At 70.5% G+C, this 24,450-nt stretch carries 20 protein-coding genes; 10 read left to right on the top strand and 10 right to left on the bottom strand.

Features of this window, described 5'->3' with window-relative positions; all coding sequences use genetic code 11:
• Nucleotides 1-12: 12 nt before the first annotated feature.
• Nucleotides 13-2,562 (top strand): glycoside hydrolase family 9 protein, encoded by a 2,550-nt coding sequence (locus UA74_RS07420; RefSeq protein ID WP_198042955.1) that lies wholly within the window; start codon nt 13-15, stop codon nt 2,560-2,562.
• Between the two features lie 289 nt (nt 2,563-2,851).
• Here UA74_RS07420 and UA74_RS07415 read toward each other — a convergent pair whose 3' ends face one another.
• The 3 genes from UA74_RS07415 to UA74_RS07405 all read right to left on the bottom strand — a co-directional run bounded on the left by UA74_RS07415 (nt 2,852) and on the right by UA74_RS07405 (nt 4,074).
• Nucleotides 2,852-3,247 (bottom strand): NUDIX hydrolase, encoded by a 396-nt coding sequence (locus UA74_RS07415; protein WP_157442184.1) that lies wholly within the window; start codon nt 3,245-3,247, stop codon nt 2,852-2,854.
• A 144-nt stretch (nt 3,248-3,391) separates the two neighbouring features.
• Nucleotides 3,392-3,802 (bottom strand): type II toxin-antitoxin system VapC family toxin, encoded by a 411-nt coding sequence (locus UA74_RS07410; protein WP_075764087.1) that lies wholly within the window; start codon nt 3,800-3,802, stop codon nt 3,392-3,394.
• Nucleotides 3,802-4,074 carry a type II toxin-antitoxin system Phd/YefM family antitoxin gene (locus tag UA74_RS07405; protein WP_075743517.1) on the bottom strand — a complete coding sequence of 91 codons (273 nt, stop codon included), beginning with the start codon at nt 4,072-4,074 and terminating at the stop codon, nt 3,802-3,804. The genes UA74_RS07410 and UA74_RS07405 overlap by 1 nt, the downstream gene beginning before the upstream one ends.
• A gap of 295 nt (nt 4,075-4,369) precedes the next feature.
• On the opposite strand from UA74_RS07405, the gene UA74_RS07400 reads away from it, so the two are divergent.
• The 3 genes from UA74_RS07400 to UA74_RS07395 all read left to right on the top strand — a co-directional run bounded on the left by UA74_RS07400 (nt 4,370) and on the right by UA74_RS07395 (nt 7,157).
• A complete protein-coding gene (locus UA74_RS07400) occupies nt 4,370-4,576 on the top strand; it encodes a heavy-metal-associated domain-containing protein (RefSeq protein WP_075766013.1) in 207 nt (68 codons plus the stop codon).
• Between the two features lies 1 nt (nt 4,577).
• On the top strand, nt 4,578-4,742 hold the full coding sequence (locus UA74_RS31605) for a hypothetical protein (RefSeq protein WP_157434045.1): 165 nt from the start codon (nt 4,578-4,580) through the stop codon (nt 4,740-4,742).
• Between the two features lie 144 nt (nt 4,743-4,886).
• Entirely contained in the window at nt 4,887-7,157 is a 2,271-nt protein-coding gene (locus tag UA74_RS07395) for a heavy metal translocating P-type ATPase (protein ID WP_075766011.1), read from the top strand.
• Nucleotides 7,158-7,370: 213 nt separating this feature from the next.
• Here the strand turns inward: UA74_RS07395 and UA74_RS07390 are convergent, their stop codons facing one another.
• The gene (locus UA74_RS07390; protein WP_075739612.1) at nt 7,371-7,871 is read right to left on the bottom strand and encodes an NUDIX hydrolase; all 501 of its coding nucleotides are present in this window, start codon (nt 7,869-7,871) and stop codon (nt 7,371-7,373) included.
• A gap of 580 nt (nt 7,872-8,451) precedes the next feature.
• Between UA74_RS07390 and UA74_RS07385 the strand changes: the two genes are divergently transcribed.
• Nucleotides 8,452-9,864 (top strand): acyltransferase family protein, encoded by a 1,413-nt coding sequence (locus UA74_RS07385; RefSeq protein WP_075764085.1) that lies wholly within the window; start codon nt 8,452-8,454, stop codon nt 9,862-9,864.
• Between the two features lie 274 nt (nt 9,865-10,138).
• On the opposite strand, the gene UA74_RS07380 is transcribed toward UA74_RS07385, so the two are convergent.
• Nucleotides 10,139-10,768 carry an NADPH-dependent F420 reductase gene (locus UA74_RS07380; RefSeq protein WP_075764083.1) on the bottom strand — a complete coding sequence of 210 codons (630 nt, stop codon included), beginning with the start codon at nt 10,766-10,768 and terminating at the stop codon, nt 10,139-10,141.
• A 108-nt stretch (nt 10,769-10,876) separates the two neighbouring features.
• The gene (locus UA74_RS31600) at nt 10,877-11,122 is read right to left on the bottom strand and encodes a hypothetical protein (RefSeq protein WP_157434044.1); all 246 of its coding nucleotides are present in this window, start codon (nt 11,120-11,122) and stop codon (nt 10,877-10,879) included.
• Nucleotides 11,123-11,145: 23 nt separating this feature from the next.
• On the opposite strand from UA74_RS31600, the gene UA74_RS07375 reads away from it, so the two are divergent.
• The 4 genes from UA74_RS07375 to UA74_RS07360 all read left to right on the top strand — a co-directional run bounded on the left by UA74_RS07375 (nt 11,146) and on the right by UA74_RS07360 (nt 18,909).
• Nucleotides 11,146-13,116: a maltotransferase domain-containing protein gene (locus UA74_RS07375; RefSeq protein ID WP_075764081.1), complete on the top strand. Its 1,971-nt coding sequence runs from the start codon at nt 11,146-11,148 to the stop codon at nt 13,114-13,116.
• A 437-nt stretch (nt 13,117-13,553) separates the two neighbouring features.
• Nucleotides 13,554-15,743, top strand: a complete 2,190-nt coding sequence (gene glgB / locus UA74_RS07370) for a 1,4-alpha-glucan branching protein GlgB (protein WP_075739608.1) — start codon at nt 13,554-13,556, stop codon at nt 15,741-15,743.
• A 16-nt stretch (nt 15,744-15,759) separates the two neighbouring features.
• Nucleotides 15,760-17,238: a neutral zinc metallopeptidase gene (locus UA74_RS07365; protein ID WP_075739607.1), complete on the top strand. Its 1,479-nt coding sequence runs from the start codon at nt 15,760-15,762 to the stop codon at nt 17,236-17,238.
• 207 nt (nt 17,239-17,445) lie between these two features.
• The gene (locus UA74_RS07360) at nt 17,446-18,909 is read left to right on the top strand and encodes a neutral zinc metallopeptidase (protein ID WP_232237665.1); all 1,464 of its coding nucleotides are present in this window, start codon (nt 17,446-17,448) and stop codon (nt 18,907-18,909) included.
• A gap of 217 nt (nt 18,910-19,126) precedes the next feature.
• Here UA74_RS07360 and UA74_RS07355 read toward each other — a convergent pair whose 3' ends face one another.
• The 4 genes from UA74_RS07355 to UA74_RS07340 all read right to left on the bottom strand — a co-directional run bounded on the left by UA74_RS07355 (nt 19,127) and on the right by UA74_RS07340 (nt 23,594).
• Nucleotides 19,127-19,969, bottom strand: coding sequence for a TrmH family RNA methyltransferase (locus UA74_RS07355; RefSeq protein ID WP_075764079.1), 843 nt, complete (start codon nt 19,967-19,969; stop codon nt 19,127-19,129).
• Nucleotides 19,970-20,065: 96 nt separating this feature from the next.
• Nucleotides 20,066-21,085, bottom strand: a complete 1,020-nt coding sequence (locus UA74_RS07350) for a tetratricopeptide repeat protein (protein WP_198042953.1) — start codon at nt 21,083-21,085, stop codon at nt 20,066-20,068.
• Between the two features lie 83 nt (nt 21,086-21,168).
• Nucleotides 21,169-23,088 (bottom strand): acyl-CoA mutase large subunit family protein, encoded by a 1,920-nt coding sequence (locus UA74_RS07345; protein ID WP_232237664.1) that lies wholly within the window; start codon nt 23,086-23,088, stop codon nt 21,169-21,171.
• Between the two features lie 206 nt (nt 23,089-23,294).
• Entirely contained in the window at nt 23,295-23,594 is a 300-nt protein-coding gene (locus UA74_RS07340; protein WP_075739604.1) for an MTH1187 family thiamine-binding protein, read from the bottom strand.
• A 330-nt stretch (nt 23,595-23,924) separates the two neighbouring features.
• Between UA74_RS07340 and UA74_RS07335 the strand changes: the two genes are divergently transcribed.
• Nucleotides 23,925-24,443, top strand: a complete 519-nt coding sequence (locus tag UA74_RS07335) for a MarR family winged helix-turn-helix transcriptional regulator (protein WP_075739603.1) — start codon at nt 23,925-23,927, stop codon at nt 24,441-24,443.
• The last annotated feature ends 7 nt before the right edge of the window (nt 24,444-24,450 follow it).

Here is a 24,450-nt window from a genome sequence, read left to right as displayed (position 1 = left end):
CTCGTCGCCGCCGTGACGATCCCGTTACTCGGGACGGCCGTGCCGCAGGCAGCAGCTCAGGAAGAGACAGAGCAGATCAGCAACGGCGACTTCGCCGAGGGAACAGCCCCCTGGTGGTGGACTCCCACCGCGCCCGCCGCCGTCGTCGACGGCGCGCTGTGTGCGGAGGTCGAGGGCGACACGATCAATCCGTGGGACGCCATCGTCGGCCACAGCGGAATCCACCTCCAGCCGGGCGAGTCCTACGCCCTGTCCTTCACCGCCTCCGCATCGGCTCCCGTCATCATCAACACCAACGTCCAGCTCTCCGTCGAGCCCTACACCCAGGAGCTGAGCGAACGGACCACGCTGGGCGCCGAACCCGTCGAGTTCTCCTACGCCTTCACCTCCGGCGCCGACACCGAGAACGCGCAGGTCGCCTTCCAGCTGGGCGGGGCCGCCGAGCCGTGGACCTTCTGCCTGGACGACGTGTCGCTGCGCGGCGGTGAGGCTCCGCCGCCGTATGAGCCGGACACCGGGCCGAGGGTCCGGGTGAATCAGGTCGGCTACCTGCCGTCGGGACCCAAGCAGGCCACGGTCGTGACCGATGCCGCCGAGGCACTGCCGTGGGAGCTGACCGACGCGGCCGGAGCGGTGGTCGCCGAGGGGCAGACCGTCCCGCAGGGCGTCGATCCCAGCTCCGATGAGGCCACCCACGGAATCGACTTCAGCGAGGTCACGGCGGAGGCCACCGGCCTGACGCTGAGCGCCGACGGCGAGACCAGCCATCCCTTCGACATCGACGCGGGCCTGTACGACACGTTGCGGACCGACGCACTGGCGTTCTTCTATCACCAGCGCAGCGGCATCGAGATCGAGGCGGAGCACGTCGGCGAGGACTACGCCCGCCCGGCGGGACATCTGGGCGTCGCCCCGAACCTCGGCGACATCGAGGTGCCGTGCCAGCCGGGAGTCTGCGACTACACACTGGACGTCAGCGGCGGCTGGTACGACGCGGGCGACCACGGCAAGTACGTGGTCAACGGCGGCATCTCGGCGGCGCAGGTGATGGGCGTCTACGAGCGGGCGCTGGTCGAGGGCGACACCGAGGCCGTCGCCGACGGCACCCTGTCGATCCCCGAGCAGGCCAACGGCGTGCCCGACGTACTGGACGAGGCGCGCTGGCAGCTGGAGTTCCTGCTGAGCATGCAGGTCCCGGCGGGTGAGGAACAGGCGGGCCTGGTCCACCACAAGATCCACGACGCGGCCTGGACCGGACTGCCGCTGCTGCCGCACCGCGACCCGCAGACCCGCGAGCTGCATCCCGTCTCCACCGCCGCCACCCTCAATCTGGCGGCGGCGGGCGCCCAGTGCGCCCGACTGTTCGCCGACTTCGATCAGGCCTTCGCGGATCGCTGCCTCGCCTCGGCCGAGACGGCCTGGGACGCGGCCAACGCCCACCCGATCCACTACGCCGACCCGCTCGACGGGATCGGCGGCGGCGCCTACAGCGACAGCGACGTCACCGACGAGTTCTACTGGGCGGCGGCCGAGCTGTACCTGACCACCGGCGCGGCGGACTACCTCGACGCGGTCACCTCCTCGGAGCACCACGGCGCGCAGGCCTTCACCGACTGGGGCTTCGGCTGGGCGGTGACCGGCCCGCTGGGACTGCTCAACCTGGCCACCGTGCCGAGTGATCTGCCCGCCGACCAGCTCGCCCTCGTGCGTGCGGCCGTCGTCGACGGCGCGAGCCGCTACGCCGAGACGGCGGCGAACGAGGTCTACGGCCTGCCGTACGCCCCGGAGGATCACGCCTACGTGTGGGGCTCCAACAGCCAGGTGCTCAACAACATGGTGGTGCTCGGGGTCGCCTACGACCTCACCGGCGACGCCGAGTTCCGCGACGCGGTCCTGACGGGCTGGGACTACCTGCTCGGCGGCAACCCGCTGAACGTCTCTTACGTGACCGGTTACGGCGAGTACGACGCCCGCAATCAGCACCACCGGTTCTGGGCGAACCAGCTCGACCCGTCGCTGCCCAACCCGCCCGCGGGCTCGGTGGCGGGTGGTCCGAACGTGAGCCTGGACGACCCGGTGGCCGCCGAGGCGCTGGCGGGCTGCGCGCCCGCGTTCTGCTACATCGACGACATCGAGTCGTGGTCGACCAACGAGGTGACCATCAACTGGAACGCCCCGCTCGCCTGGGTGGCGGCGTTCACCGCCGACGTGGCGGGCGCCGACGGCCCGCCCACCGAGCCGCCCGCCGGGACCTGCGACGTGTCCTACCTGGTGCAGAGCCAGTGGAACAACGGATTCACCACCCAGGTCTCCATCACCAACACCGGCGATGAGCCGGTGCAGGGCTGGGCACTGGACTGGACCTTCGACGGCGACCAGCGGGTGACGCACTCCTGGAACACCCAGCTAGTCCAGCGCGGCGCGGCGGTCTCGGCCGCCGACATCGGCTGGAACGCCACGATCGCCCCCGGCCGATCCGTGACCTTCGGCTTCAACGGCTCGTTCAGCGGCACCAACGGCACCCCCGGAGCGTTCACGCTTAACGGGGACGCCTGTGCCTGAGTACCGCTGACCACGACGGCGGGGTCCGGCGAACCAGGACGCCGGGCCCCGCCCCCCTTTACTTCTCTGGGTGCCTCGGTGCAGGACCGCCCGAGGCGTCGACGCCCGCAGAGTGCTCGGTCCACTCCGGGCGATCTCTTCCGAGAATCGGTCCCGGTCTCCGCAGACCTGCCCGGCCGGGTCGAAGATGCTCGCGGCGCCCCCGCAGTCTCGGCCGCCGGACCTCTCCTCCTCGGCGATCTCGGCTCGACGCGATGTCAACCGCCGACGGCCCACGGCCCGGCCGGCCTCAGGCCAGCAGGCCCTGCTCGTGCAGGTGGTCGAAGACGATCTTGTCCACGGCCGAGACCCGCTCGCGGTCGGCGTAGGACAGCAGCGCGATCTCCTCGATCTCCATGGACGCCGTCGGCGTGCCGACCGCCTCGGCCGTGTAGCAGGTGAGCCGCACCAGCACTCCGGCAGGCTTGCCGTGTGCCTGCGTTTCGAAGGTGCCGAGGCGTCGGGCGGTGTCCGGCACGATCTCGACGGCCAGCTCCTCCCGGACCTCGCGAACGAGGGTCTCGACGTCGGACTCGCCGGGCTCGCGTTTGCCGCCGGGGAAGTAGAAGACGTCCCGGCCCCTGGTCCTGGCGCTGAGGATCCGTCGGTCCGTCAGCCGAACCCACGCCACCTTGTCCACGGTCACGACTCGGCCCGCCCCGCAGACGCTCTCTCGGTCATCCTCATGGGTTCATCCTGCCCGGTGATGCACGGCGTCCACGGACCCGGCGGCAGCCGAGGTCGGACACTGTGCGGGGAGCCGCTGGAGAAGCCGAGAATGCCGGCCTGTTCAGCGCGGCGCGGCCATGCCGGGGTGCGCGATGGGGAGGCCTGCCAGTGTCGCCGAGCCGAGCAGCCGTCGATCGTAGGTGACGAAGGCCGTGAGTCTGTCGCCGAAGACGGCCTGCGCCGTCGCCAGATGGATCGCATCCAGAGATCGGAGTCCCGGGTCCGAATACGCGGCGGCCGTTGCCCGAACGACTTCGTCGATCTCATACACGGCGATCCTTCCGAGGACCGCTGGAACCGAACTCAGCAGTTGCGGCGCACGTCGCAGCAGTGCTCGTGGGATTTCGATCTCGGCGAGGGCCGACGAGACCAACACATCGCCCTGCCTCTCGGAAAGCCACGCCGTGAGATCCGCGCTCTCCTGCTCGCGATGAATGAGCTTGACCAGAGCCGCGGTATCCAGGTAGATCATCAGTAGCGCTCTTCGTCACGGAGTGAGCCGATGAGTTCACCTGCTTCGAAATCACCTTGTACCGGCCCGGGCGGCAGCGGGATAGGGCCGGCGAGACGAGGAGCACGCAGCCTCCCCAGCGCGAGAAGATCCTCATACCGTGACGCGAGGGCAGGAACTATGCGCGCGATCACCGTTCCGCGCTCGGTGACGTCCAAGGCCTCGCCGCGCTTGACCCGCGCCAGCACGCCTGCGGTGTCCTGATTCAACGTGCGAACGGGAATTTCAGCCATGACGACATGGTAGTACATCTCGTAGTACGAGCGTCGCGATCAAGCATCACCCGATAGTGCGGGATACCCCCTGGGCCTATGCTGCACGTTCGCAGGCCAGGGCCACGCCGCCTCGCCGTTCGCGCGGTTGCCATGCATACCCCTCGGGGGTAGGGTTCCGTGAGGATGGCAGGGGCGAGACGACCCCGTCGCACTGATCCACGCCGCACCGGTTCAGGCGACGCTCCGCCCGCGACCACCAGACGAGACGACACACCACACCCAGGCCGAGGAGACCGCGATGACCACCGAGCAGTTGAACACCAGCACCTACACCGTCACCGGCATGACCTGCGGGCACTGCGTCAGCTCGGTGCAGGAGGAGGTCGGGGAGCTGGCCGGGGTCACCGACGTCGCCGTCGACCTGCCCAGCGGCCAGGTCACCGTCACCAGTGTGACCGCGCTCGACGCCGAGGCCGTGCGGGCAGCCGTGCAGGAAGCCGGATATGAGGTGACCGCCTGAGATGAACGTCGCCACGCGCCTGGGCGCGTTCCTACTGGCCGTGGCCGCTGCGTTCGGCCTCGCCTACGCGGCGGGGCAGTTCGCTGGCCCCGTGGGCGAGGCCCCGCCGCCCGCCCACGAGGTCCCCGGCGGCGCGCCGCACGAAGTCCACGATCCCGGCCGCTGACGGCCGTCGAACCGCCGATTCACGGCACCGAGAGACTCCAGGGGAATGGTGATGGCCGCAGTCGCGCACGGCGAGCAGCAGACGACGGACGTCGAGAACGCGGGTGAAGAGCAGGACGCGCAGATCGAGCTGATCATCGGCGGCATGACCTGTGCCTCCTGCGCCGCCCGGATCGAGCGCAAGCTCAACCGGATGACGGGTGTGCAGGCCAGCGTGAACTACGCGACTGAGAAGGCACGGGTCCACTTCCCGGTCTCGCTCTCCCCTGACGAACTGATCGCGACCGTCGAGCAGGCGGGCTATACGGCCGCCGTCCCGCCGCCGCCCGCTCCCGCCGCCGCTGCGACCTCCCCCGATGAGCAGGAACCGAGGGCCGAGGATGCCAGGCTCGCGGTCCTGCGGCAGCGGATGCTGGTGAGCGCAGCGCTGTCGGTGCCGGTCATTCTGCTGGCGATGGTGCCTGCGCTGCAGTTCACCTACTGGCAGTGGGCCTCGCTGACGCTGGCCGCGCCGGTGGTCGCCTGGGGCGCGCTGCCGTTCCACCGGGCCGCCTGGACGAACCTGCGCCACGGCGCCGCCACCATGGACACGCTCATCTCGATGGGCACACTGGCGGCTCTCGCCTGGTCGGTGTACGCGCTGTTCTTCGGCACGGCGGGCGTGCCGGGCATGATCCACCCGTTCGAGCTGACCATCGAGCGCACCTCCGGCGCGGGGAACATCTACCTGGAGGTCGCCGCCGGGGTCACCACCTTCATCCTGATGGGTCGCTACTTCGAGGCCAGGGCGAAGCGACGCAGCGGAGCGGCCCTTCGGGCGCTGCTGGAGCTCGGCGCGAAGGACGTCGCGGTCCTGCGGGACGGCAGCGAGCTGCGGATTCCCGTCGATCAGCTCGCGGTCGGGGACCACTTCGTGGTGCGGCCGGGCGACAAGATCGCCACCGACGGCGTGATCACCGAGGGCTCCTCTGCCGTCGACCTCTCCATGATCACCGGCGAGTCCGTACCGGTGGAGGTCGTCGCGGGCGATGCCGTGACCGGCGCCACCGTCAACGCCGCAGGCAGGCTGGTCGTCCGGGCCGCCCGTGTCGGCGCGGACACGAAGCTCGCGCAGATGGCGCGGCTCGTCGAGGACGCTCAGACCGGCAAGGCCGAGGTGCAGCGGCTGGCCGACCGGATCTCCGCCGTCTTCGTGCCGATCGTGATCGTGCTGGCCGCCGCGACGCTGGGCTTCTGGCTGGGCGCGGGAGCGGGCGCGGCCGGGGCGTTCACCGCCGCCGTCGCCGTGCTGATCATCGCCTGCCCGTGCGCGCTCGGGCTGGCCACTCCGACGGCGCTGCTCGTGGGCACCGGCCGGGGCGCCCAGCTGGGCATCCTGATCAAGGGTCCGCAGATCCTGGAGTCGACCCGCCGGGTGGACACCGTGGTGATCGACAAGACCGGGACCGTCACGACCGGCCGGATGACCCTGGTCGACGTCGTCGCCGCGCCTGGTGAGGACGCGGACGAGGTGCTGGGGCTGGCGGGCGCGCTGGAGGACGCCTCCGAGCACCCGATCGCCGTGGCGATCACCGCAGGCGCCCGCGAGAAGACGGCCACGCTCCCCCCGGTCGCCGAGTTCGCCAACTCCGCAGGGCTGGGCGTGACCGGCCGGGTCGACGACCGCTCGGTCGTGGTCGGTCGGCCCGCGCTGCTCGCGGAGCGGTCGATGCCGCTGCCCGCCGAGCTGGTCGCCGCACAGGACGCCGCACAGCAGCGGGGACGCACCACGGTCGCCATCGGCTGGGACGGCCGGGCCCGGGGCCTGCTCATGGTGGCCGACACCGTCAAGCCGAACAGCGCGGCGGCCGTCCGAGAGCTGCGTGCCCTCGGGCTGACCCCGGTGCTGTTGACCGGCGACAACGAGACCTCGGCTCGGGCCGTCGCCGACGAGGTCGGCATCGAGCAGGTGCACGCCGAGGTGCTGCCCGCCGAGAAGGTCGAGGTGATCGCCCGCTTGCAGGCCGAGGGACGCGTGGTCGCCATGGTCGGCGACGGAGTCAACGACGCGGCAGCCCTGGCTAAGGCCGACCTCGGACTGGCGATGGGCACCGGAACGGACGTGGCCATCGAGGCGAGCGACCTGACCCTGGTCGGCGGCGACCTGATGTCGGCCGCCGACGCCATCCGCCTGGCCCGCCGCACCCTGAGCACCATCAAGGGCAATCTGTTCTGGGCCTTCGTCTACAACCTCGCCGCGCTGCCGCTGGCGGCAGCCGGGCTGCTGAACCCGATGATCGCGGGGGCGGCGATGGCCGTCAGCTCGGTGTTCGTGGTCAGCAACAGTCTCCGGTTGCGCGGCTTCAGCACGCTGCGGCCTACGGCGGACTCGCCCGCCGCGACGCGGCCGCGCTCCACGGCGTCGGCGGTCCGCTGACGCCGGAGTCCGGGTCGCCGACGCGGTGCAGATCCGATCACCGGCACCGCGGGCGGCGCGACTCGGACGAACCTCGTCGATCCGGTGGACCAGGGACGTCCGCCGAGGCAGCCCCGGGAGCCTCCGGCGGGTCGAAGCGGGCTTCTGCGAGGCCGTCAGCTCGGGTCGCCGCCCGACTGCTCGCCGCCATGGCGCGGATCGACTTGGGCCGGATCAGCCGTCCCCGGAACGGACCGACACCGGCTGTGCGGCGAGGCGTCCGCTCGCGGGCCGACGTCGATCCAGTTCCAGGGCGATGCCGACGAGTTCGAAACAGTCGAGCGCGTCCACCTCGGCGACGTCGAACCAGCGGGCCTGATCCGTGGAGCCGCCGACCTCGTGCCGCAGTTCGCCGCCGACGATGTGCACGGCGTAGAAGACCTGGAAGGCGTGGTGATCGACCGGCGCACCGCCGCGGACCACCTGCCGCCGTTGACTGTTCACGCCCAGTAGCGCGTCGACCTCGACCTGGTAGCCGGTCTCCTCCTCGACCTCCCGTCGAACCGCGTCGAGCGGGTCCTCGGCGTGGTCCAGCCCACCACCCGGCAGCGTCCACCGAACGCCGCTGCGCCCCACCCACCTGGCAAGCAGGATCCGATCACCCTGACGGCACACCGCGTAGGACCCGACTCGCACCTCGCGCGTCGCGGCGGAGTCATTCTCGACGACATCCATACGCACCCCCACTCTCGGCCGCGTTCGGTCGGTGGTCGCACGGCACCGTCCGCCCACGCCCGCTTCGGACGCTATCGAGGCGCGCCCTGCCGGACGTGACGATCCGCACCCGGCCCACCGGATCGGGGTAGGCCTGCGCCGATCCCGGCCGTCGGCGCCCGTGTTCGCGATCACGGTAGACCTCCGGAAGCCGACCTGCCGTGTCCTTGGTCACTCTGACTCGGCCGGGTGACGGAGAACACGAGGGCCGTGGCAGCCGGCTCAGGCTGCCATCGGCGGGATCGGGCGAACTTCGGGCCGGTAGAGTATGGGGACGACCGCGTCACGGACGTCCCGGACACGTCTCGACCCCGCAGTCCGCCTGCGGGAAGCACCGCCGAAGTGCTTCACTCCCTCGGCCGATGCCGCGTCCGGAATCGGGTTCATGAACGGTCTTGACGGCGCACACGACGACCGTCCGACGGCCGCTCACAACGCGGGCGAAGCACACGTTCCCGTAGGGCTGCTGGTCCGATCATCGGGTGACAGACCAACACCTTCTGTCAGGCATCCGAGGTGACGACGAGGAGACGACACGCGTATGACGGTCGGCGAGAACGGCGAGAACGGCAAGAACACTGCCACGAAGAACAGCACGTCGCGACCCGGGACCCGCCGGGCGAGCTGGGACGTGCTGCGGGCCGTCGCCATCGCGCTCGTGGTGGTGCAGCACGCCACCTGGGGCGGCCCGTTCCTCGTGCCGGAGCTGGAGGAACGCCCGGTCTTCCTGAGCCTCCAGGCGGGCGCCTCGATCCTGATGATCATCTCCGGGTACTTCATCTGCCAGACGCTCAGCTCCAGCGGCCCGAGGGCACTGTTGCAGAACCGGCTGGTCCGGGTGATCCCGCCGATGGTCGCCGCCGCCGTCCTCACTCACGTGATCGTCCATCTCTGGGGTCCGGAGTCGCTGGAGCGCAGCTTCGCCTCGCTGATCGGCACGATCCTGGTGTATCCGCCGGGCCTGATCGAGGGCATCAGCCGCACCGACGGCAGTTACTGGACCATTCCACTCCAGGTCACCGCGTTCCTGGTCACGGCACTGCTGTGGCCGCGCCGCTGGCGCCACGGCCTCCGGCTGCGGATGACGCTGGCCATCGCGGCGGTGGTGCCCGTCGCGCTGGAACTCGTCAAGAGCGCCGGGCCGGGACCGACCCTCACCCGAGGCATCGAGATCGCCGAGACCGTGGGCGCCGGGCGGGTGCACCTGCTGGCGGCGGGTGCGGCGTTGTGGCTGTGGGGCACGCATCGCTCCGGCAACGGCGTGCTCACCATCGTCGCGGCTGCGATCATGACTCAGTTCCTCACCTCGTCCGACGTCGCGGGCGCGGTCGCCATGGCCGTGGCGACCGTGGCCATCGGCGCGGCGGCGCGGGGACCGGACTGGGATCACCCGGTCCTGCGGCCGGTGGTCTGGCTGGCAGGCATCTCCTACGGCGTCTACCTGGTCAACCACAACATCGGTTACAGCGTGATGTACCGGCTGTCGGAGGCCGGGGTGCCGCCGATGGCGCAGTCCGCCGCGATGATCGTGTGCTCGGTGATGCTGGGCTGGCTGCTGACCAGGCTCGTAGAGGAGCCGATCGCCCGGCGATTCCGGTATCGCCGCAAGAAGGCGGCGGCCCCGGCGACGATCGAGACGAACAGTTCCGAAGCGCATCGGATCGACCCGCACGGCACGTCGATCGCGCACGACACCGTGGAGTCGGGAGCACGGTCCGATCCCGCCACGCGGCTCGTCGAGTCCGGCACGACCGCGCCCGCACACACCGTCTCGACGACAAGGGACGAGGCCGTCGACGCCGGCTCGCGGCAGGCTCCCGAGACCGAGGCGCTGCGGCAGGCAGGCGGCCGGGACTACGCCGCAGGCCCGGAGGACGGCTGCTCGGAGGATGAGCTGCCGTCGTCGGAGCGGGCGGCGCGTCGAGCCGACTCGGAGGCGGCGCTGTACCGCTGACCGGGGCGTCGGGCCGGGACGAACCGCAGCTCACGCACGACCGTCCACGCTGGGAAACCGCTGGTCCCGCCGCCGGACGGGTGCTCGGCGTACCGGTGATCTCGGATCGACCGACCGCCGAACGCCGCCACCTTTACCCACGACCAGCCCCGGAATCGGTCCAGCTCCCGAGGAGCCGCTGGTCGAACACACCCGCTCGTCGAGCATCGGTGCCCCGCCCGGCCCCCTGCCCCCACGATCGGCCACCACGTCGAGACGCACTGTGTAGGAGCGGTCAGACCACCCGCAGCGAGATCGTCGTGGTGTTTCGGGTGCCGAGCAGACTCTGCAGGCTGTGATGCAGCCATTGCATGGTCTCCAGCGCTCTCGCGTGATGCAGCGGACCGGCGTCGATCGGCACGCAGCCGATGCTCTGCACGAGCCGCACCATCGTCATCCGCGCCTCGGGATCGTCGGTGGCGATGAAGACGTCGAGCGACTCGTCCCCCGCGAGGGTGCCTGCGAAGGTGGTGTTGAAGGCCTTGACCACCGAGGTGCCCATCGGCGCGAGTGCGGCGATCCGCTCCGCCATCGAGAACCCGGCGGGACTGTGCAGCTCCACCAGCGGTCCGGCCGGATTGGTCGCGTCGACGACGATCTGTCCCGGCAGCTGCTCACCGTACTGCTCCATCAGGTCGGGCACGGCGGCGCCGGGCACGGCCAGGATCACGAGGTCGACCGCAGGCAGCGGATCGCCGATGGTGCTCGCGGTCACGACGCCCGCCCCCGCCGCGCCGAGCAGGGCTGCGAGGCGTTCGGCCCGGTCAGTCGTCCTGCCGAACACGACGACCTCGTGCTGACCGCGCAGCAGCCGATCACCGAGCCCACCCGCCAGGGCACCGGTTCCGACGATCGCGATCCGCATCGCCGACCTCCCGCTCCTGAGCCTTGTCGAGGGGCGCTTTCGCGCCATGCCAGCCAACCCTTGACGGCCGGAGCGCGCCCGACGAGCATCGAGAGTGCACCGCGTGGTTCACACCGTCTGTGAGCCGTGGGCGACGGTGCCGTGCCACGGGTGTGCCTGAAACTCATGCCGATGGCGGATGTCCGACAACGCATTCGCCACAGCGGCGCGGCCGTCGTCCACCGACTCAGTGGTTTTCAGTTCAACAGGCAGAAGACAGCCGGTTGACGCAGGATTGATCACCGGTGAGGCGACCGGTCGGCGCGGCCCCGTTGCGATCACCACGATCTCCAGCAGGCAGGATGAGACCGTCAACCCACCACGGAAGGGACGTCGCGGTGAGCGGACGACTGGTCGTCGACGAGGTGTCGCCAGTGATCAGCCTCGGTCGGTATCCGGCCAAGGCGGTGGTCGGCGAGCATGTTCCGGTGCAGGCCACCCTGTGGCGGGACGGGCACGATCGACAGGCCGCGAACGTCTCCTGGCGAGGTCCGGCCGACCGCGTCGCACGGCAGACCCGCATGGTGTTGACCGATCCCGGCTTGGACCGCTGGTCGGCGGTGATCCGACCCGATCAACCGGGCATGTGGACGTTCCGAGTGGACACCTGGTCTGATCCATGGGCGACCTGGCGCCATGCGGTGGAGACGAAGATCGGCGCTGGTCAGGGCGCCGCCGAGCTGGCCAACGACCTGGAGACCGGCGCCCGGCTGCTGGAACGGGTGGCCAGGAGACCGGGCAGTAGAGCCGTGCGCGCGGCGCTGACCACGGCGGTGTCGGCCCTGCGCGACGCGGGCAGACCGCTGCCGCAGCGGGTGGCACCCGCGTTCGACGAGCCCGCCGACACCGTGATGACCGAGCAGCCGGTGCGCGAACTGGTCACCAAGGGGGTCGTGCACCAGCTCTGGGTGGATCGGGAGCGGGCGCTGGTCGGTTCCTGGTATGAGTTCTTTCCTCGGTCGACCGGCGGGCACGACGAGCTGGGCAGACCGGTGCACGGAACGTTCCGCACCGCCGCCGCCGAGCTGGAGCGAGTCGCGGACCTCGGCTTCGACGTCGTCTATCTGCCGCCGATCCACCCCATCGGCCACGTACACCGCAAAGGACGCAACAACACCCTCACACCGGGACCCGACGACGTCGGATCGCCGTGGGCCATCGGATCACCCGACGGCGGACACGACGCCGTCCACCCCGACCTCGGCACGCTGGACGACTTCGATCGATTCGTGGCCCGCGCCACCGAATTGAACCTCGAGGTCGCCCTCGACCTCGCCCTCCAATGCGCCCCCGACCACCCCTGGGTCCGCGACCACCCCGAATGGTTCACCACCCGACCCGACGGCACCATCGCCTACGCCGAGAACCCACCCAAGAAATACCAGGACATCTACCCCCTCAACTTCGACAACGACCCCACCGGGCTATACCAGGAGATCCGTCGCGTCGTCATCCACTGGATCGACCACGGCATCCGCATCTTCCGGGTGGACAACCCCCACACCAAACCACCGGACTTCTGGGAACACCTCATCGCGGAACTCAAGACGACCCACCCCGACGTCCTGTTCCTCTCCGAAGCCTTCACCAGACCCGCCCGCATGTACGGACTCTCCCGACTCGGCTTCACCCAGCACTACACCTACTTCACCTGGCGCACCACCAAACACGAACTCACCGAATTCGGCAGCGATCTCGTCGCCCACGCCCACGAGGCGCGGCCCAACCTCTTCGTCAACACCCCCGACATCCTGCCGACCTCCCTGGCCCACGCGAGTTCGGCCGCGTTCGCGATCCGCGCGGCCCTCGCCGCCACGCTGGCGCCCACCTGGGGCGTCTACGCAGGCTTCGAACTCTTCGAGAACGAACCCGTCCGGCCCGGCTCCGAGGAATATCTGAACTCGGAGAAGTACGAACTGCGGCCCCGCGATCACACCAGGGCGCTGAGGGAGGGTCGATCGCTCGAACCCTGGCTGCACACCCTCAACGAGATCCGACGCCGGAATCGCGCGCTGGCAACACTGCGCACCCTGCGCTTCCATCACGTCGACAACGACGCGCTGATCGTCTACTCCAAGACCGATCCGGCCACCGGGGACGCCGTGATCGTGGTCGTCACCCTCGATCCCGCCGTGCCCCAGGAGGGCACCGTGTGGCTCGACCTGCCCGAGCTGGGCCTGGCATGGGACGACCGGTTCACCGCCCATGAGGAGGTCACCGGGGCACGCTGGGAATGGGGCCAGGCGAACTACGTGCGGCTCGACCCGCACAGCGCCGTCGCACACATCGTCTCGGTGCGACGACCGTGACCATCCCGGTCGTGCGGCCTCGATACCCTACGAGCGACGGCGGCGAGCGGCGGTCCGACGGTAGGGAGCCATGGTGACCGACGACAACGCCGCAGATCGCCGCGCCGGCCCCGCGCAACAGGAAGCAGGGATCGAAGACAGGCCCCGAAGAGTCTGTCTTCGATCCCTCTCCGTCGTGAGCGGGGATCGGCGTGGATGAGCTGCCAGGCGGAGGAGGGAGCCATGGCGGAGCCATGGTGACCGACGACAACGCCGCAGATCGCCGCGCCGGCCCCGCGCAACAGGAAGCAGGGATCGAAGACAGGCTCTAAGATCGTCGACACGCCACGAACTACCGGTGAGGCCGCTCGGTGTCGTTCGGTCGATCAGCAACCAGCGCGGGCCCGCCGCTCGCGCCGACACGACGGCCGTTCTTCCAGTGACCGAGGTGACGCCTGATGCCGACCACGCAGTCCTGTCCACCGCACCCGGAGGAGACCGGCCGACTGCTGTCGGGGGCCCACCACGATCCGCACTCGATCCTCGGCGCCCACCCGCATCCCGACGGGACGCTGATCCGCACGCTGCGGCCGCATGCCGACTCGGTGACCGTGGTGACGGCTGGCGAGCGCCACGTGCTGGCCTCCGTCCACGAGGACGGCCTCTTCTCCGGTGTGATCCCGGAGCCGCCCGGCGACTACCGGCTCGAGGTCGGCTACGGCACGCACACCGAGGTGGTCGACGACCCCTACCGCTGGATGCCGACCGTCGGTGAGCTGGATCTGCACCTCCTGGCCGAGGGCAGACACGAACGGCTCTGGGATGTGCTCGGCGCTCATCTCCAAAGCTATGAGACGTCGCTGGGCGTGGTGGAGGGCACCGCCTTCACCGTGTGGGCGCCCCGGGCCCAGGGCGTGCGGGTCTGCGGCGACTTCGACGGCTGGCACGGGGTGCGCACCCCGCTGCGCTCGCTGGGCTCGACCGGCGTGTGGGAGGTGTTCGTCCCCGGCGTCGAGCCGGGCACGCGGTACAAGTTCCGGCTGCTCGACGCCGACGGCCGCTGGCATGAGAAGGCCGACCCGATGGCCTTCGCCACCGAGGTGCCGCCCGCCACGGCGTCCATCGTGACGGTGTCCGACCACATCTGGCAGGACGACGACTGGGTGGCCCGGCGCGACGCCGCAGACCTGTCCCGAAGCCCGATCAGCGTCTACGAGGTGCATCTCGGCTCATGGCGGCGCGGGCTGGGGTACCGCGAGCTCGCCGAACAGCTCGCCGACCACGTCGTCGAACTGGGCTTCACCCACATCGAACTGCTACCCATCGCCGAACATCCCTACGGCGGATCCTGGGGCTACCAGGTCACGTCCTACTACGCCCCCACCGCCCGCTTCGGCTCGCCGGACGACCTCCGCCATCTGATCGACGTGCTTCATCAGCGGGGCATCGGCGTGATCGTCGACTGGGTGCCCGCGCACTTCCCCCGCGACGAGTGGGCGCTGGCCCGGTTCGACGGGACCCCCACCTACGAGCATCCCGATCCCCATCGGGGCGAGCATCCGGACTGGGGGACCTACGTCTTCGACTTCGGCAGGCCCGAGGTTCGGAACTTCCTCATCGCCAACGCGCTCTACTGGGCCGAGGAGTTCCACATCGACGGGCTCCGTGTCGACGCCGTCGCCTCGATGCTCTACCTCGACTACTCGCGGGAAGACGGCCAGTGGACGGCCAACGAGCACGGCGGCCGGGAGAACCTCGACGCCGTCCGGTTCCTTCAGGAACTCAACGCCACCGTCTACAAGCACCATCCGGGGATCATGATGGCGGCCGAGGAGTCCACCGCCTGGCCGGGCGTCACCCGCCGCACCGATCTCGACGGCCTCGGCTTCGGTTTCAAGTGGAACATGGGCTGGATGCACGACTCGCTGCGCTACGTCGCGCTCGATCCGGTGCACCGCGCGCATCACCACGACGAGCTGACGTTCTCCCTGATGTACGCCTGGAGCGAGAACTACCTGCTGCCGCTCTCGCATGACGAGGTGGTGCACGGCAAGGGCTCGCTGTGGTCGCGGATGCCCGGCGATGACTGGAACAAGGCGGCCAACCTGCGCAGCCTCTACACCTACATGTGGGCGCATCCCGGCAAGCAGCTGCTCTTCATGGGCGGCGAGTTCGGTCAGATCGCCGAGTGGTCCGAGTCGGACTCGCTGGACTGGCAGCTGCTGGACCAGCCCTTGCACGCCGGACTGCGGCGGCTGATCGGCGATCTCAACGCCGCCTACCGCGCGCACCCGGCCCTGTTCACCCGCGACACCTCGTCGACGGGCTTCTCCTGGCTGATCGCCGACGACGCGGCGAACAACGTGCTCGCCTTCCTCCGCCACGGCGAGGACGAGCAGGGCAGGCCCGTCGAACTGGCCTGCGTGGTGAACTTCGCGGGCATCCCTCGACACGACTACCGACTCGGCCTGCCGAAGGCGGGGCGATGGCGGGAGATCCTCAACACCGACGCCACGGCGTACGGCGGTTCCGGCGTCGGCAACGCGGGCGAGGTCGTCGCGGAGCCGGTGTCCTCGCACGGCAGGCCCGCCTCGGCGGTCTTGCAGCTGCCGCCCGCCGGGGCGATCTGGCTGGTGCCCGAACAGTGACGCCGAGTCGGGCGACGTGAGCCGCTCGGCGACCCTCGGCGGCCGACTTCCGGCGGCCGTGCTGGTGCTGCTCCTGGCGCTCGCGCTGGTCGCCGACGGCTCGGTGCAGTGGGGCACTGACCCCGAAGACCTCGCCGCCGGCGGCCTCGGGGCCGGCAGCGTTGCCGCCGAGGGCAACGACACCGGGTCAGGCTCAGCGGGACCCGGCACGACGGCGGCAGAAGCAGCAGGCGCCGAGGTAGATCGGCTGGCGGACGCTGCCGTCGAGGATCTGCTGGCGTACTGGGCGGAGACCTTCGAACCCGCCTTCGCTCTTCCCTGGGTGCCGCCGACCGGCGGGCTGCACGCCGCCGACGGCATCGCCGACGTCGGCCGGAAGGCGCCGCCGTGCCTCGCGAGGACCACCGAGATCGCGGGCTCCGCCTACTACTGTGAGTCGGCCGACGCGCTGGTCTGGGATCGCGGCGTCCTGCTGCCGGTGCTGGCCGAGGATCACGGCCCGGCCGGGGTGACCGTCGTCCTGGCCCACGAACTCGGGCACCGCGTGCACACCAGGCTCGGGGTGGACGACGCCGCGCGCCGCACCATGCCGGAGCGCTACCCCGTGCTGTTGAGCGAGGCGATGGCCGACTGCTACGCGGGGACGTACTTCCGCTGGGCGGTCGACGGCGGCGGCGCATCGGGCTTCACGACGGCCGAGGTAGATGACGCGTTGGCGGCGCTGGTGCGATTCCGGGACCCGATCGTCGTCGGCGAGCCTCCCGAGCGCACCCACGGCGGCGCGCTGGACCGGGTCCTGGCCTTCCACGAGGGATATTCACAGGGGGCGCGGCGCTGCGCCGCGTTGACGACGCAGGACCTCGCCCCACCGCCGCCCCGCCAGGATCGACCGTTGCGCAATCGGCCGCTCGCCGAGCTGAGTACCGAGGACCTCGGCACCTACTTCGCCGACCTGGCGATCCGGCACGGCGGCCACGGCCCAGCTCCCGTGGTCCGCACGGTGGCGGGCGATCCGGACTGCGGCACAGGCCAGGGCCCGGTGGCCTTCTGTCCGGCGGAGCCCGCCGTGGTGATCGGGATCGGAGCCGACGGCGACCTGGCCGAGGTGAACAGCAGGATCGGCGATCACGCCGCCGCCACGATGGTGGCGGGCAGGCACGCCCTGGCCGCCACGACCCGACTGGGACTGCCGATCGACGACCCGACGGCAGGTAGGCGGGCGGTGTGCCTGGTAGGCGCGTGGTCGGCGGCCGGGCCTGCGCAGGCAGACCGGACCGAAGCGGCGGCGGACGACGGGCAGGGTCGGCGGAGTGCGCATGTCGAGGAGCAGTGGTGGGGCGTGGGCGATCTCGACGAGGCCGTGCTCCTGCTGCTGGCCGACGACCAGCCCGCGCGCGATGTCACCGGGTTCGCGGGGGACGGCAGTGGTCTGCAACGGGTGCTCGATTTCGCGGCCGGCCGCCGCGACGGCGCCGCAGACTGTCTCCGACGCTGATCAGCGCATCGCGCGTCGGACCGCGCCGGGCGCCCTGTCCCAGGCACGGGATCGACGTCCACCGGCCGCCTCGAACGGAGCAGACGGATTACCTCACACGAGATTCTCCGGGCCAGTATGGTGCTCTCCGGGTGAGGTGTCTGGTCCGGTTCATCCCGTGCGGACGTCATCCAATCCGTGATGGTTCACGATCGGTCAGGACGTAGCGTGCGAGTGGCCCTCTCCCGACGAAACACCTCGGCACTGACGACGGGCGTCGCGTTGATCGCCGCCGTCAGTCTCCTGATCGGCTGCGGTCCGCAACGGGTGGCGGGTACCGCCGTCCCGTTCGGCGGGCTGGACCCGGCCACCGTCGCCGGGCTTCCGGTGACACACGGCCCCAGCGGCCCTCGCGAAGGCGCGCCCCGCATCGATCTCACCTACGAGAACGGTAACGGCGGCGAGATGGATCGGCTCGCGATGAGCGCGGTCGCCGACCTGTACGACTACTGGGCGACCGAGTACCCGGACACGTTCGACGGCCTGGCGTTCGAACCGGTGGCGAGGCTCGCGTCGTACGACGCCGAGCAGTCGCCCATCGTGATCTGCGGGATGGACACCAGCGGCGTGCCCAACGCGTTCTACTGTCCGCCGGAGGACGCCATCGCCTGGGATCGCGGTGTGCTGATGCCGATGCTCGATCAGCAGTTCGGCCCGATGGCGGTGGTCACCGTGCTCGCCCACGAGATGGGGCACGCGGTGCAGTACAAGTCCGGCAACATGACGGCGGACATGCCGACGATCCTGGCCGAGCAGCAGGCCGACTGCTACGCGGGCGGCTACTTCCGCTACATCGCCGACGGGGACTCGCCGTATTTCGAGGTGTCGACCGGTGAGGGACTCAATGCCATCCTCGCCGCGCTGTTCTCCATTCGCGACCAGGCAGGCACCGACTTCCGAGGTCCCCAGGCACACGGCAACGCCTTCGATCGCACCACCGCCTTCATCTTCGGCTTCAGCGACGGCGCGAGCCGCTGCGCGGAGATGGACGTCGAGGAGATGCAGCAGCGGATCACCCAGCTCGAATTCGCCGAGAGCGACGCGACCGGCCAGCTCGAGGTGAACGAACAGCACGTCGCGCTCGTGGAGCAGAGTCTCGCCGAGGTCTTCGCCGAGGAACTCGACCAGGCGCCCACGCTGGACCTCTCCGGGACGAACTGCGGCGAGACCGAGCCCGCCGCCTACTGCGTCGAGGGCAACAGCATCGGACTGGACATGCCGGAACTCGCGGCCATCGGCACCCCGCCGACCCCCGGCGGCGACCCCTCGGCGGCGGGCATCGGCGACTTCGCCGCGTTCGCCGAGATCGCCTCGCGATACACGATGGCCGTGCAGGAACAGGCCGGACTGTCGTTGGAGGGCCAGTCGGCCGGGCTGCGGACGGCGTGTCTGACCGGTTCCTGGGCGGGCATGCTGATGCCGAACCGCTCGCCCGACGCCACATCCTACGCAGGCCTGCGCATCTCCCCCGGCGACCTCGACGAGGCGGTGGCCGAGCTGCTCAGCCAGGACAGTCTCATCGCCGCCGACGTCGACGGCGCCAGCGTGCCCTCCGGCTTCGCCCGCGTCGAGGCCTTCCAGGTCGGCTTCGAAGAGGGCAACGACCCCTGCACGGAGCAGTTCGGCGACTGATCGGCCGAGCCCCTGCCCGGTTCTCCGACGGCGGCGAGGTCGCTGACGGGGCGATGTCGGATCATGAGCTCGGCAGCGGCCTGCCTCGGACGTCGCGGCCCCATGCGACAAGCCGGGCGAGTGTGGTCGATCAGCGGCGTGATCCACCGTGGGCTCGGCGGCAGGCGAGGCAGGCGCAGGCACGTCCGGCCCGTCACCGCCGGAGCCGCAGGCAGCCTCAGCCGGTCTCGGGGGCCCGCCGCTGCCGGGCGGCCTCGTACAGGGCGATGGAGGCCGAGGCGGCGGCGTTGAGAGAACTGGCCGAGCCGACCATCGGGATGCGGACCAGCTCGTCACAGCGGGCGGCCCATGCGGTGCTCATCCCGGTGGTCTCGTTGCCGATGACCAGCATCGTCGGGCCGCGCAGCTCCGCGTCGGCGATCTCGTGTGCACCGTCCTCGCTCGTCCCGATCACGCGCAGCTCAATGCCGCCCGCCCGCACCTGGTCCACCCAGGCTGCGGCGTGTTCGCCTGCGGCGACCCGCACGGCGGGCATCGCGAAGAAGGAGCCCGTGGTGGCCCGGATGGTCTTCGGGTCGTAGAGGTCCGCGGCATGCCCGGTGATCAGCACCCCGCAGGCACCCAGCGCGTCGGCGGAGCGGATCACCGTGCCGAGGTTGCCGGGACTGGTCGGCCGGTCGAAGGCGACGACGAGCATGTCCGGTCGGACGGGGATTCGCGTCAGGTCGTCGGCGGGGATCTCGGCCACCGCGATGAGCTCCGGCGGCTTGTCGTCCTTCTGCCCCAGCTCGGCCATCAGCTCCGGGGAGAGTTCTTGGACCAGCGCGACGGGGGCGGTGGCCAGGATCTCCGTCGCCCAGGCGGACAGTCGTCCCGAGACCCGCAGCAGCGATCGCAGCGGCCACTGCTGCTGCACGGCGATGCTGATCGGCCGCACGCCTTGAACGAGGAACTCCCCCAGCCGCTGACGCTTGTTCCGATTCGTCACCAGGGCCTGCCACTGCTGGAAGGCGGCGTTGCGCGTGGTGATGCGAAGCGTCTTGGTGGGCCGGGCCGTCACGCGGTCGACCCTAACAGCGCTGATCGACCGGAGCCCGCGCGGCGACCCCGCGCCGTGGAAAGGGGCGCGGGGCCTCGCGGCGACACCCGACTCAGGTCAGTACAGCGCGTTGGCCAGCGCACGGCGGGCGGCGATCACTCGCTCGTCGCCGACCGGATACAGCTCGAACAGCTCCACCAGGTGGCTGCGCACTCGGTTGCGGTCGTCTCCTGCGGAGCGACGCACCGTCTCGATCAGGCGTTTGAAGGCCGCCTCCGCGTCCTGGTCGGCCACCTCGGCATCCGCGGCGGCAAGCTGGGCGTCGATGTCGTCCGGTGCGGCATCGGCCCTGGCCACCGCAGATCGGTCGACGTTCTCGGCCCTCGCCAGGAAGCGCACCTGGATCAGCGCGGCCTTGACGTCCTCGTTCGCGGGTTCCACGTCGAGGATGCGCTGATAGGCGGCTTCTGCCTCGGCGTAGTCGCCGCGCTCGACCGCGTCCTCCGCCTCGACGATCCTCGGGTCCTCGGCGGGCTCCTCCGGTTCGGCGGCGTCCGGGCCCGCGGCCTCGGCGGCGGCGATCCCGGGCAGCTTGTCCCGCAGCGCGTCGAGCAGCTGGCTGATCCACTGGCGCAGCTGCGGCTCCGGCTGAACACCCGAGAAGGCGTCGACCGGCTGGCCGCCCGCGATGGCCACCACGGTGGGCACGGACTGGACGCCGAACACCTGGGCGATCCGCGGATTGGCGTCCACGTCGACCTTGGCCAGGATGAACGTGCCCTTGCCCTCGGCGGCCAGCTTCTCCAGGACCGGCGACAGCTGCTTGCACGGCTCACACCAGGTGGCCCACAGGTCGACGATGACCGGAACCTGCATCGACCGATCGACGACCTGTGCCTGGAACTCGGCCTCGGTGACATGGACGACGTACGGAGAGTCGGTGGCATCGCCGCCGTTTCCTGCGACACCCGCTCCACTGCCCGCACCGGGCGTCGCCGCAGGTGCGGCGCCTGCGGGCCGGGCGCCGGGACGCGTGGACTCGGCCCTGGCCTTGAGCGCGGAGAGATCCAGCGCGCCGGACAGGGCGGCGGACAGGGCGGCGGTCTTACGTGGGTCTGGCCTCGTCACATTCACCATCCTGACACGAACGGCCGCAGCCTCGCCGAGCCGGTGGCAGAGATCGCGAAGAAGCTCGCAGCACACCGGCTCGACGAGCGTGGTCAGAAGCGTGCGGGCTCGGTGTAGACGCCCCATTCGGCGCGCAGCGCGTCACAGATCTCGCCGAGCGTGGCCTCCACCCGGACGGCGGCCAGCATCGGTTCGATCATGTTCCCCGTCCCGCGCGCGGCCTGCACGAGATCGGCCAGCGCGCGGTCGACGGCGGGCGTGTCCCTGGCCGCGCGGCGCTCGCCGAGAATCCGGTTCTGCTCGCGCTCCACCTCGTGGCTGACCCGCAGGATCTCCAACTCGTCAGAGATGGAGCCGGTATGCCGGTTGACGCCGACCACCTGCTTCTCGCCCTTCTCGACGGCCTGCTGGTAGGCGAACGCCGAGTCGGCGATCTCGCCGGTGAACCAGCCGTCCTCGATGCCACGCAGGATGCCGGAGGTCATCTTGCCGATGGGATGCCGTCCCGAGGGCACCGCGATCGCTGCGAGGTCGCCGATGTGCTCGAACACCCGCTCGGCCTCGGCCTCGATGCGGTCGGTGAGCGCCTCGACGTACCAGGAACCGCCCAGCGGGTCGGCGACGTTCATGACCCCGGTCTCCTCGGCGATCACCTGTTGGGTGCGCAGCGCGATCTGCGCCGACTTCTCGCTCGGCAGGGCGAGCACTTCGTCCAGCGCGTTGGTGTGCAGGGAGTTCGTGCCGCCGAGCACGGCCGCCATGGCCTCCACTGCGGTGCGCACGATGTTGTTGTCCGGCTGCTGCGCGGTCAGCGACACCCCCGCCGTCTGGGTGTGGAATCGCAGCGACTGCGCCTTCGCCGTCTTCGCGCCGTAGACGTCGCGCAACCAGCGCGCCCAGATCCGGCGGGCGGCCCGGAACTTCGCGATCTCCTCGAAGAAGTCGATGTGGGCGTCGAAGAAGAAGCTCAGGCCGGGGGCGAAGGCATCGACGTCCAGGCCTCGGGACAGGCCCAGCTCGACGTAGCCGAACCCGTCCGCGAGGGTGAACGCGAGCTCCTGCGCGGCCGTCGCCCCGGCCTCGCGGATGTGGTAGCCCGAGACCGACAGGGGCTTGTAGGCGGGGATGTTCCCGGCGCAGTACTCCATGAGGTCGCCGATGAGCCGCAGGTGCGGCTCCGGGGAGAACAGCCACTCCTTCTGGGCGATGTACTCCTTGAAGATGTCGGTCTGAAGCGTGCCGTTGAGCCTGCGGATGTCGGCGCCCTGCCGCTCGGCCGACACCAGATACATGCAGAACACCGGCACGGCGGGCCCGGAGATGGTCATCGAGGTCGTGACCTCGTCGAGCGGGATGTCGGCGAAGAGGAGGTCCGTGTCGGCGGCGGAGTCGACGGCGACCCCGCAGTGTCCGACCTCGCCGAGCGACTTGGCGTCGTCGGAGTCGTGTCCCATCAGCGTGGGCATGTCGAAGGCGACCGACAGGCCGCCGCCGCCCTGCGCCAGGATCATCTTGTAGCGCTCGTTGGTCTGGGTGGCGTTGCCGAACCCCGCGAACTGGCGGATGGTCCACGGCTTGCCGCGATAGCCCGTCGGGTGCAGGCCCCGGGTGAAGGGGAACTCCCCCGGCCAGCCGATCCGCTCGAAGCCGGTCGGCTCCTCACCCGGCGCAGGCCCGTACAGCGGCTCGACCGGTGAGCCGGAGAGGGTGGTGAAGTCGGCGTCGCGCACGCGGCCCGCCGCCTCGGCCTCGGCGTAGCGCTTCTCCCACCGCTCACGGCCCGCCTCGGCCTCCCGGTGTCGGGCCTCGGTCCCGGTGTCCGCTCCCTGGCTGCCGGCAGCAGCGCCCGCCACGGGGCTGCCTGCCGCAGAACCCACGAGGGGGCTGCCCGCCACAGCGCGCTCCGCAGGGCTGCCCGCCGCAGTGTCCGCTGCTCGGCTGCCCGCCTCGGTGTCCTCTGCCTGGCTGCCCGCCTCGGTCCCCCTGCGACGCGACGTGCCGTCCTGCTCCATGACTGTCTCCCCGAAAGTGGCCGACGGTCGGCGGTGGCCGACGACCCCATAGTAGGACGTCCTACTATCGGATGGCCATCGAGACCTCGGCGCCCCGTCACCGCCTTCGATGCTGCGGTCTGAGGAGAGACGTCGCCTGCCGAGACGCGGCCCTGCCGAGAGACCCTCCCGAAGGCCGCCGCCCGGCGGACGCCTGCAAGGAGCCGTCAGTCCTGAGCGAGCCGCGCCTCCACCCGCTCCACCTTGGCCCGCAGCTGACCGACGTGCCCTGGTCGGATGTCGGCCTTGATGACCAGGCTCGCTCTCGGCGCAGCGGCCAGCACCGCGTCCGTCGCCCGGCGCACCACGTCCATCACCTCGTCCCACTCCCCCTCGATCAGCGTGAACATCGCGTTCGTCTCGTTGGGCAGACCCGACTCGCGGACGATCCGCACGGCGTCGGCGACGGCGTCGCTGACGCTCTCCGAACCACTGCCCGCCGGGCTGACACTGAATGCGATCAACATGTGACTCTCCTTCTCCGCACCGCGCTGCGGCGCTCACCGCCGGGACTCGACCCGTCGCCACCATCCGGTGACGCCCGTACCCGGACTGCCCGAGTAGATCGCGTCGCACCCGCCCGAGTACACCCGCACCGGACGATGATCTCGCCGGGCGCCCGTGGCGTGAACGGGTGCGACACCGGACACGCCGTGCCTGACCACCCCGAACGACACGCCGTGGCTCGGCGTGTCGAGTTCGCGAGTCGCCGAGCCAGGGCCTACACCGCCACTAGAGCTACCCGTCGGTACGGCCGTCACGCTGGCAGGGTTCGGACGCTGCTAGCGTCGATCCTCATGACCGGCCACCGACCACTTCCGTTCGACCCCATCGCCCGTGCGGCTCGACTCTGGTCCGACCGCATCGGCTCGTCGAGCACGATGGCCGCGGTGACCAGCGTGATGCGGGTCCAGCAGATCCTTCAGTCCGCCGCCGACGCGGCGCTGCGCCCGCTCAACCTGACCTTCGCGCGGTACGAGGCCCTCGTGCTGCTGTCGTTCTCCCGCCAGGGAGCGCTGCCCATGCGCGTCATGGGCGAGCGACTCCAACTACACCCCACCAGCGTGACCAACATCGTGGACCGACTGGAGAAGGACGACCTGGTCAAACGAACCCCGCACCCCACCGATCGCCGTACCACGCTGGTCGCCATCACCGAGACCGGCCGTGAGCGGATGCAGGCGGCCACCAGCGCCGTCACCGAGGTGCACTTCGGTCTGACCGGGTTGGACGACGCCGAACTGACGCAGCTCACCGGGCTGCTCGCCAAGGTCCGGCTGGCCGCGGGCGACTTCGACGCCGACGGCGAGGCCTGAGCCGCGA

Source organism: Actinoalloteichus fjordicus (genome assembly GCF_001941625.1).
Classification (GTDB): domain Bacteria; phylum Actinomycetota; class Actinomycetes; order Mycobacteriales; family Pseudonocardiaceae; genus Actinoalloteichus_A; species Actinoalloteichus_A fjordicus.
The sequence above is the reverse complement of the archived record's forward strand: the minus strand, read 5'-3'. Positions and strand labels throughout refer to the sequence as shown.

Coding starts and splice junctions, on each gene's coding strand:
- UA74_RS07395 (WP_075766011.1), top strand. CDS start 4,887: ATGACCTGTGCCTCCTGCGCCGCCCGGATCGAGCGCAAGCTCAACCGG.
- UA74_RS07345 (WP_232237664.1), bottom strand. CDS start 23,088: ATGGAGCAGGACGGCACGTCGCGTCGCAGGGGGACCGAGGCGGGCAGC.
- UA74_RS31605 (WP_157434045.1), top strand. CDS start 4,578: ATGAACGTCGCCACGCGCCTGGGCGCGTTCCTACTGGCCGTGGCCGCT.
- UA74_RS07335 (WP_075739603.1), top strand. CDS start 23,925: ATGACCGGCCACCGACCACTTCCGTTCGACCCCATCGCCCGTGCGGCT.
- UA74_RS07385 (WP_075764085.1), top strand. CDS start 8,452: ATGACGGTCGGCGAGAACGGCGAGAACGGCAAGAACACTGCCACGAAG.
- UA74_RS07380 (WP_075764083.1), bottom strand. CDS start 10,768: ATGCGGATCGCGATCGTCGGAACCGGTGCCCTGGCGGGTGGGCTCGGT.
- UA74_RS07405 (WP_075743517.1), bottom strand. CDS start 4,074: ATGGCTGAAATTCCCGTTCGCACGTTGAATCAGGACACCGCAGGCGTG.
- glgB (WP_075739608.1), top strand. CDS start 13,554: ATGCCGACCACGCAGTCCTGTCCACCGCACCCGGAGGAGACCGGCCGA.
- UA74_RS07340 (WP_075739604.1), bottom strand. CDS start 23,594: ATGTTGATCGCATTCAGTGTCAGCCCGGCGGGCAGTGGTTCGGAGAGC.
- UA74_RS07350 (WP_198042953.1), bottom strand. CDS start 21,085: ATGGTGAATGTGACGAGGCCAGACCCACGTAAGACCGCCGCCCTGTCC.
- UA74_RS07390 (WP_075739612.1), bottom strand. CDS start 7,871: ATGGATGTCGTCGAGAATGACTCCGCCGCGACGCGCGAGGTGCGAGTC.
- UA74_RS07410 (WP_075764087.1), bottom strand. CDS start 3,802: ATGATCTACCTGGATACCGCGGCTCTGGTCAAGCTCATTCATCGCGAG.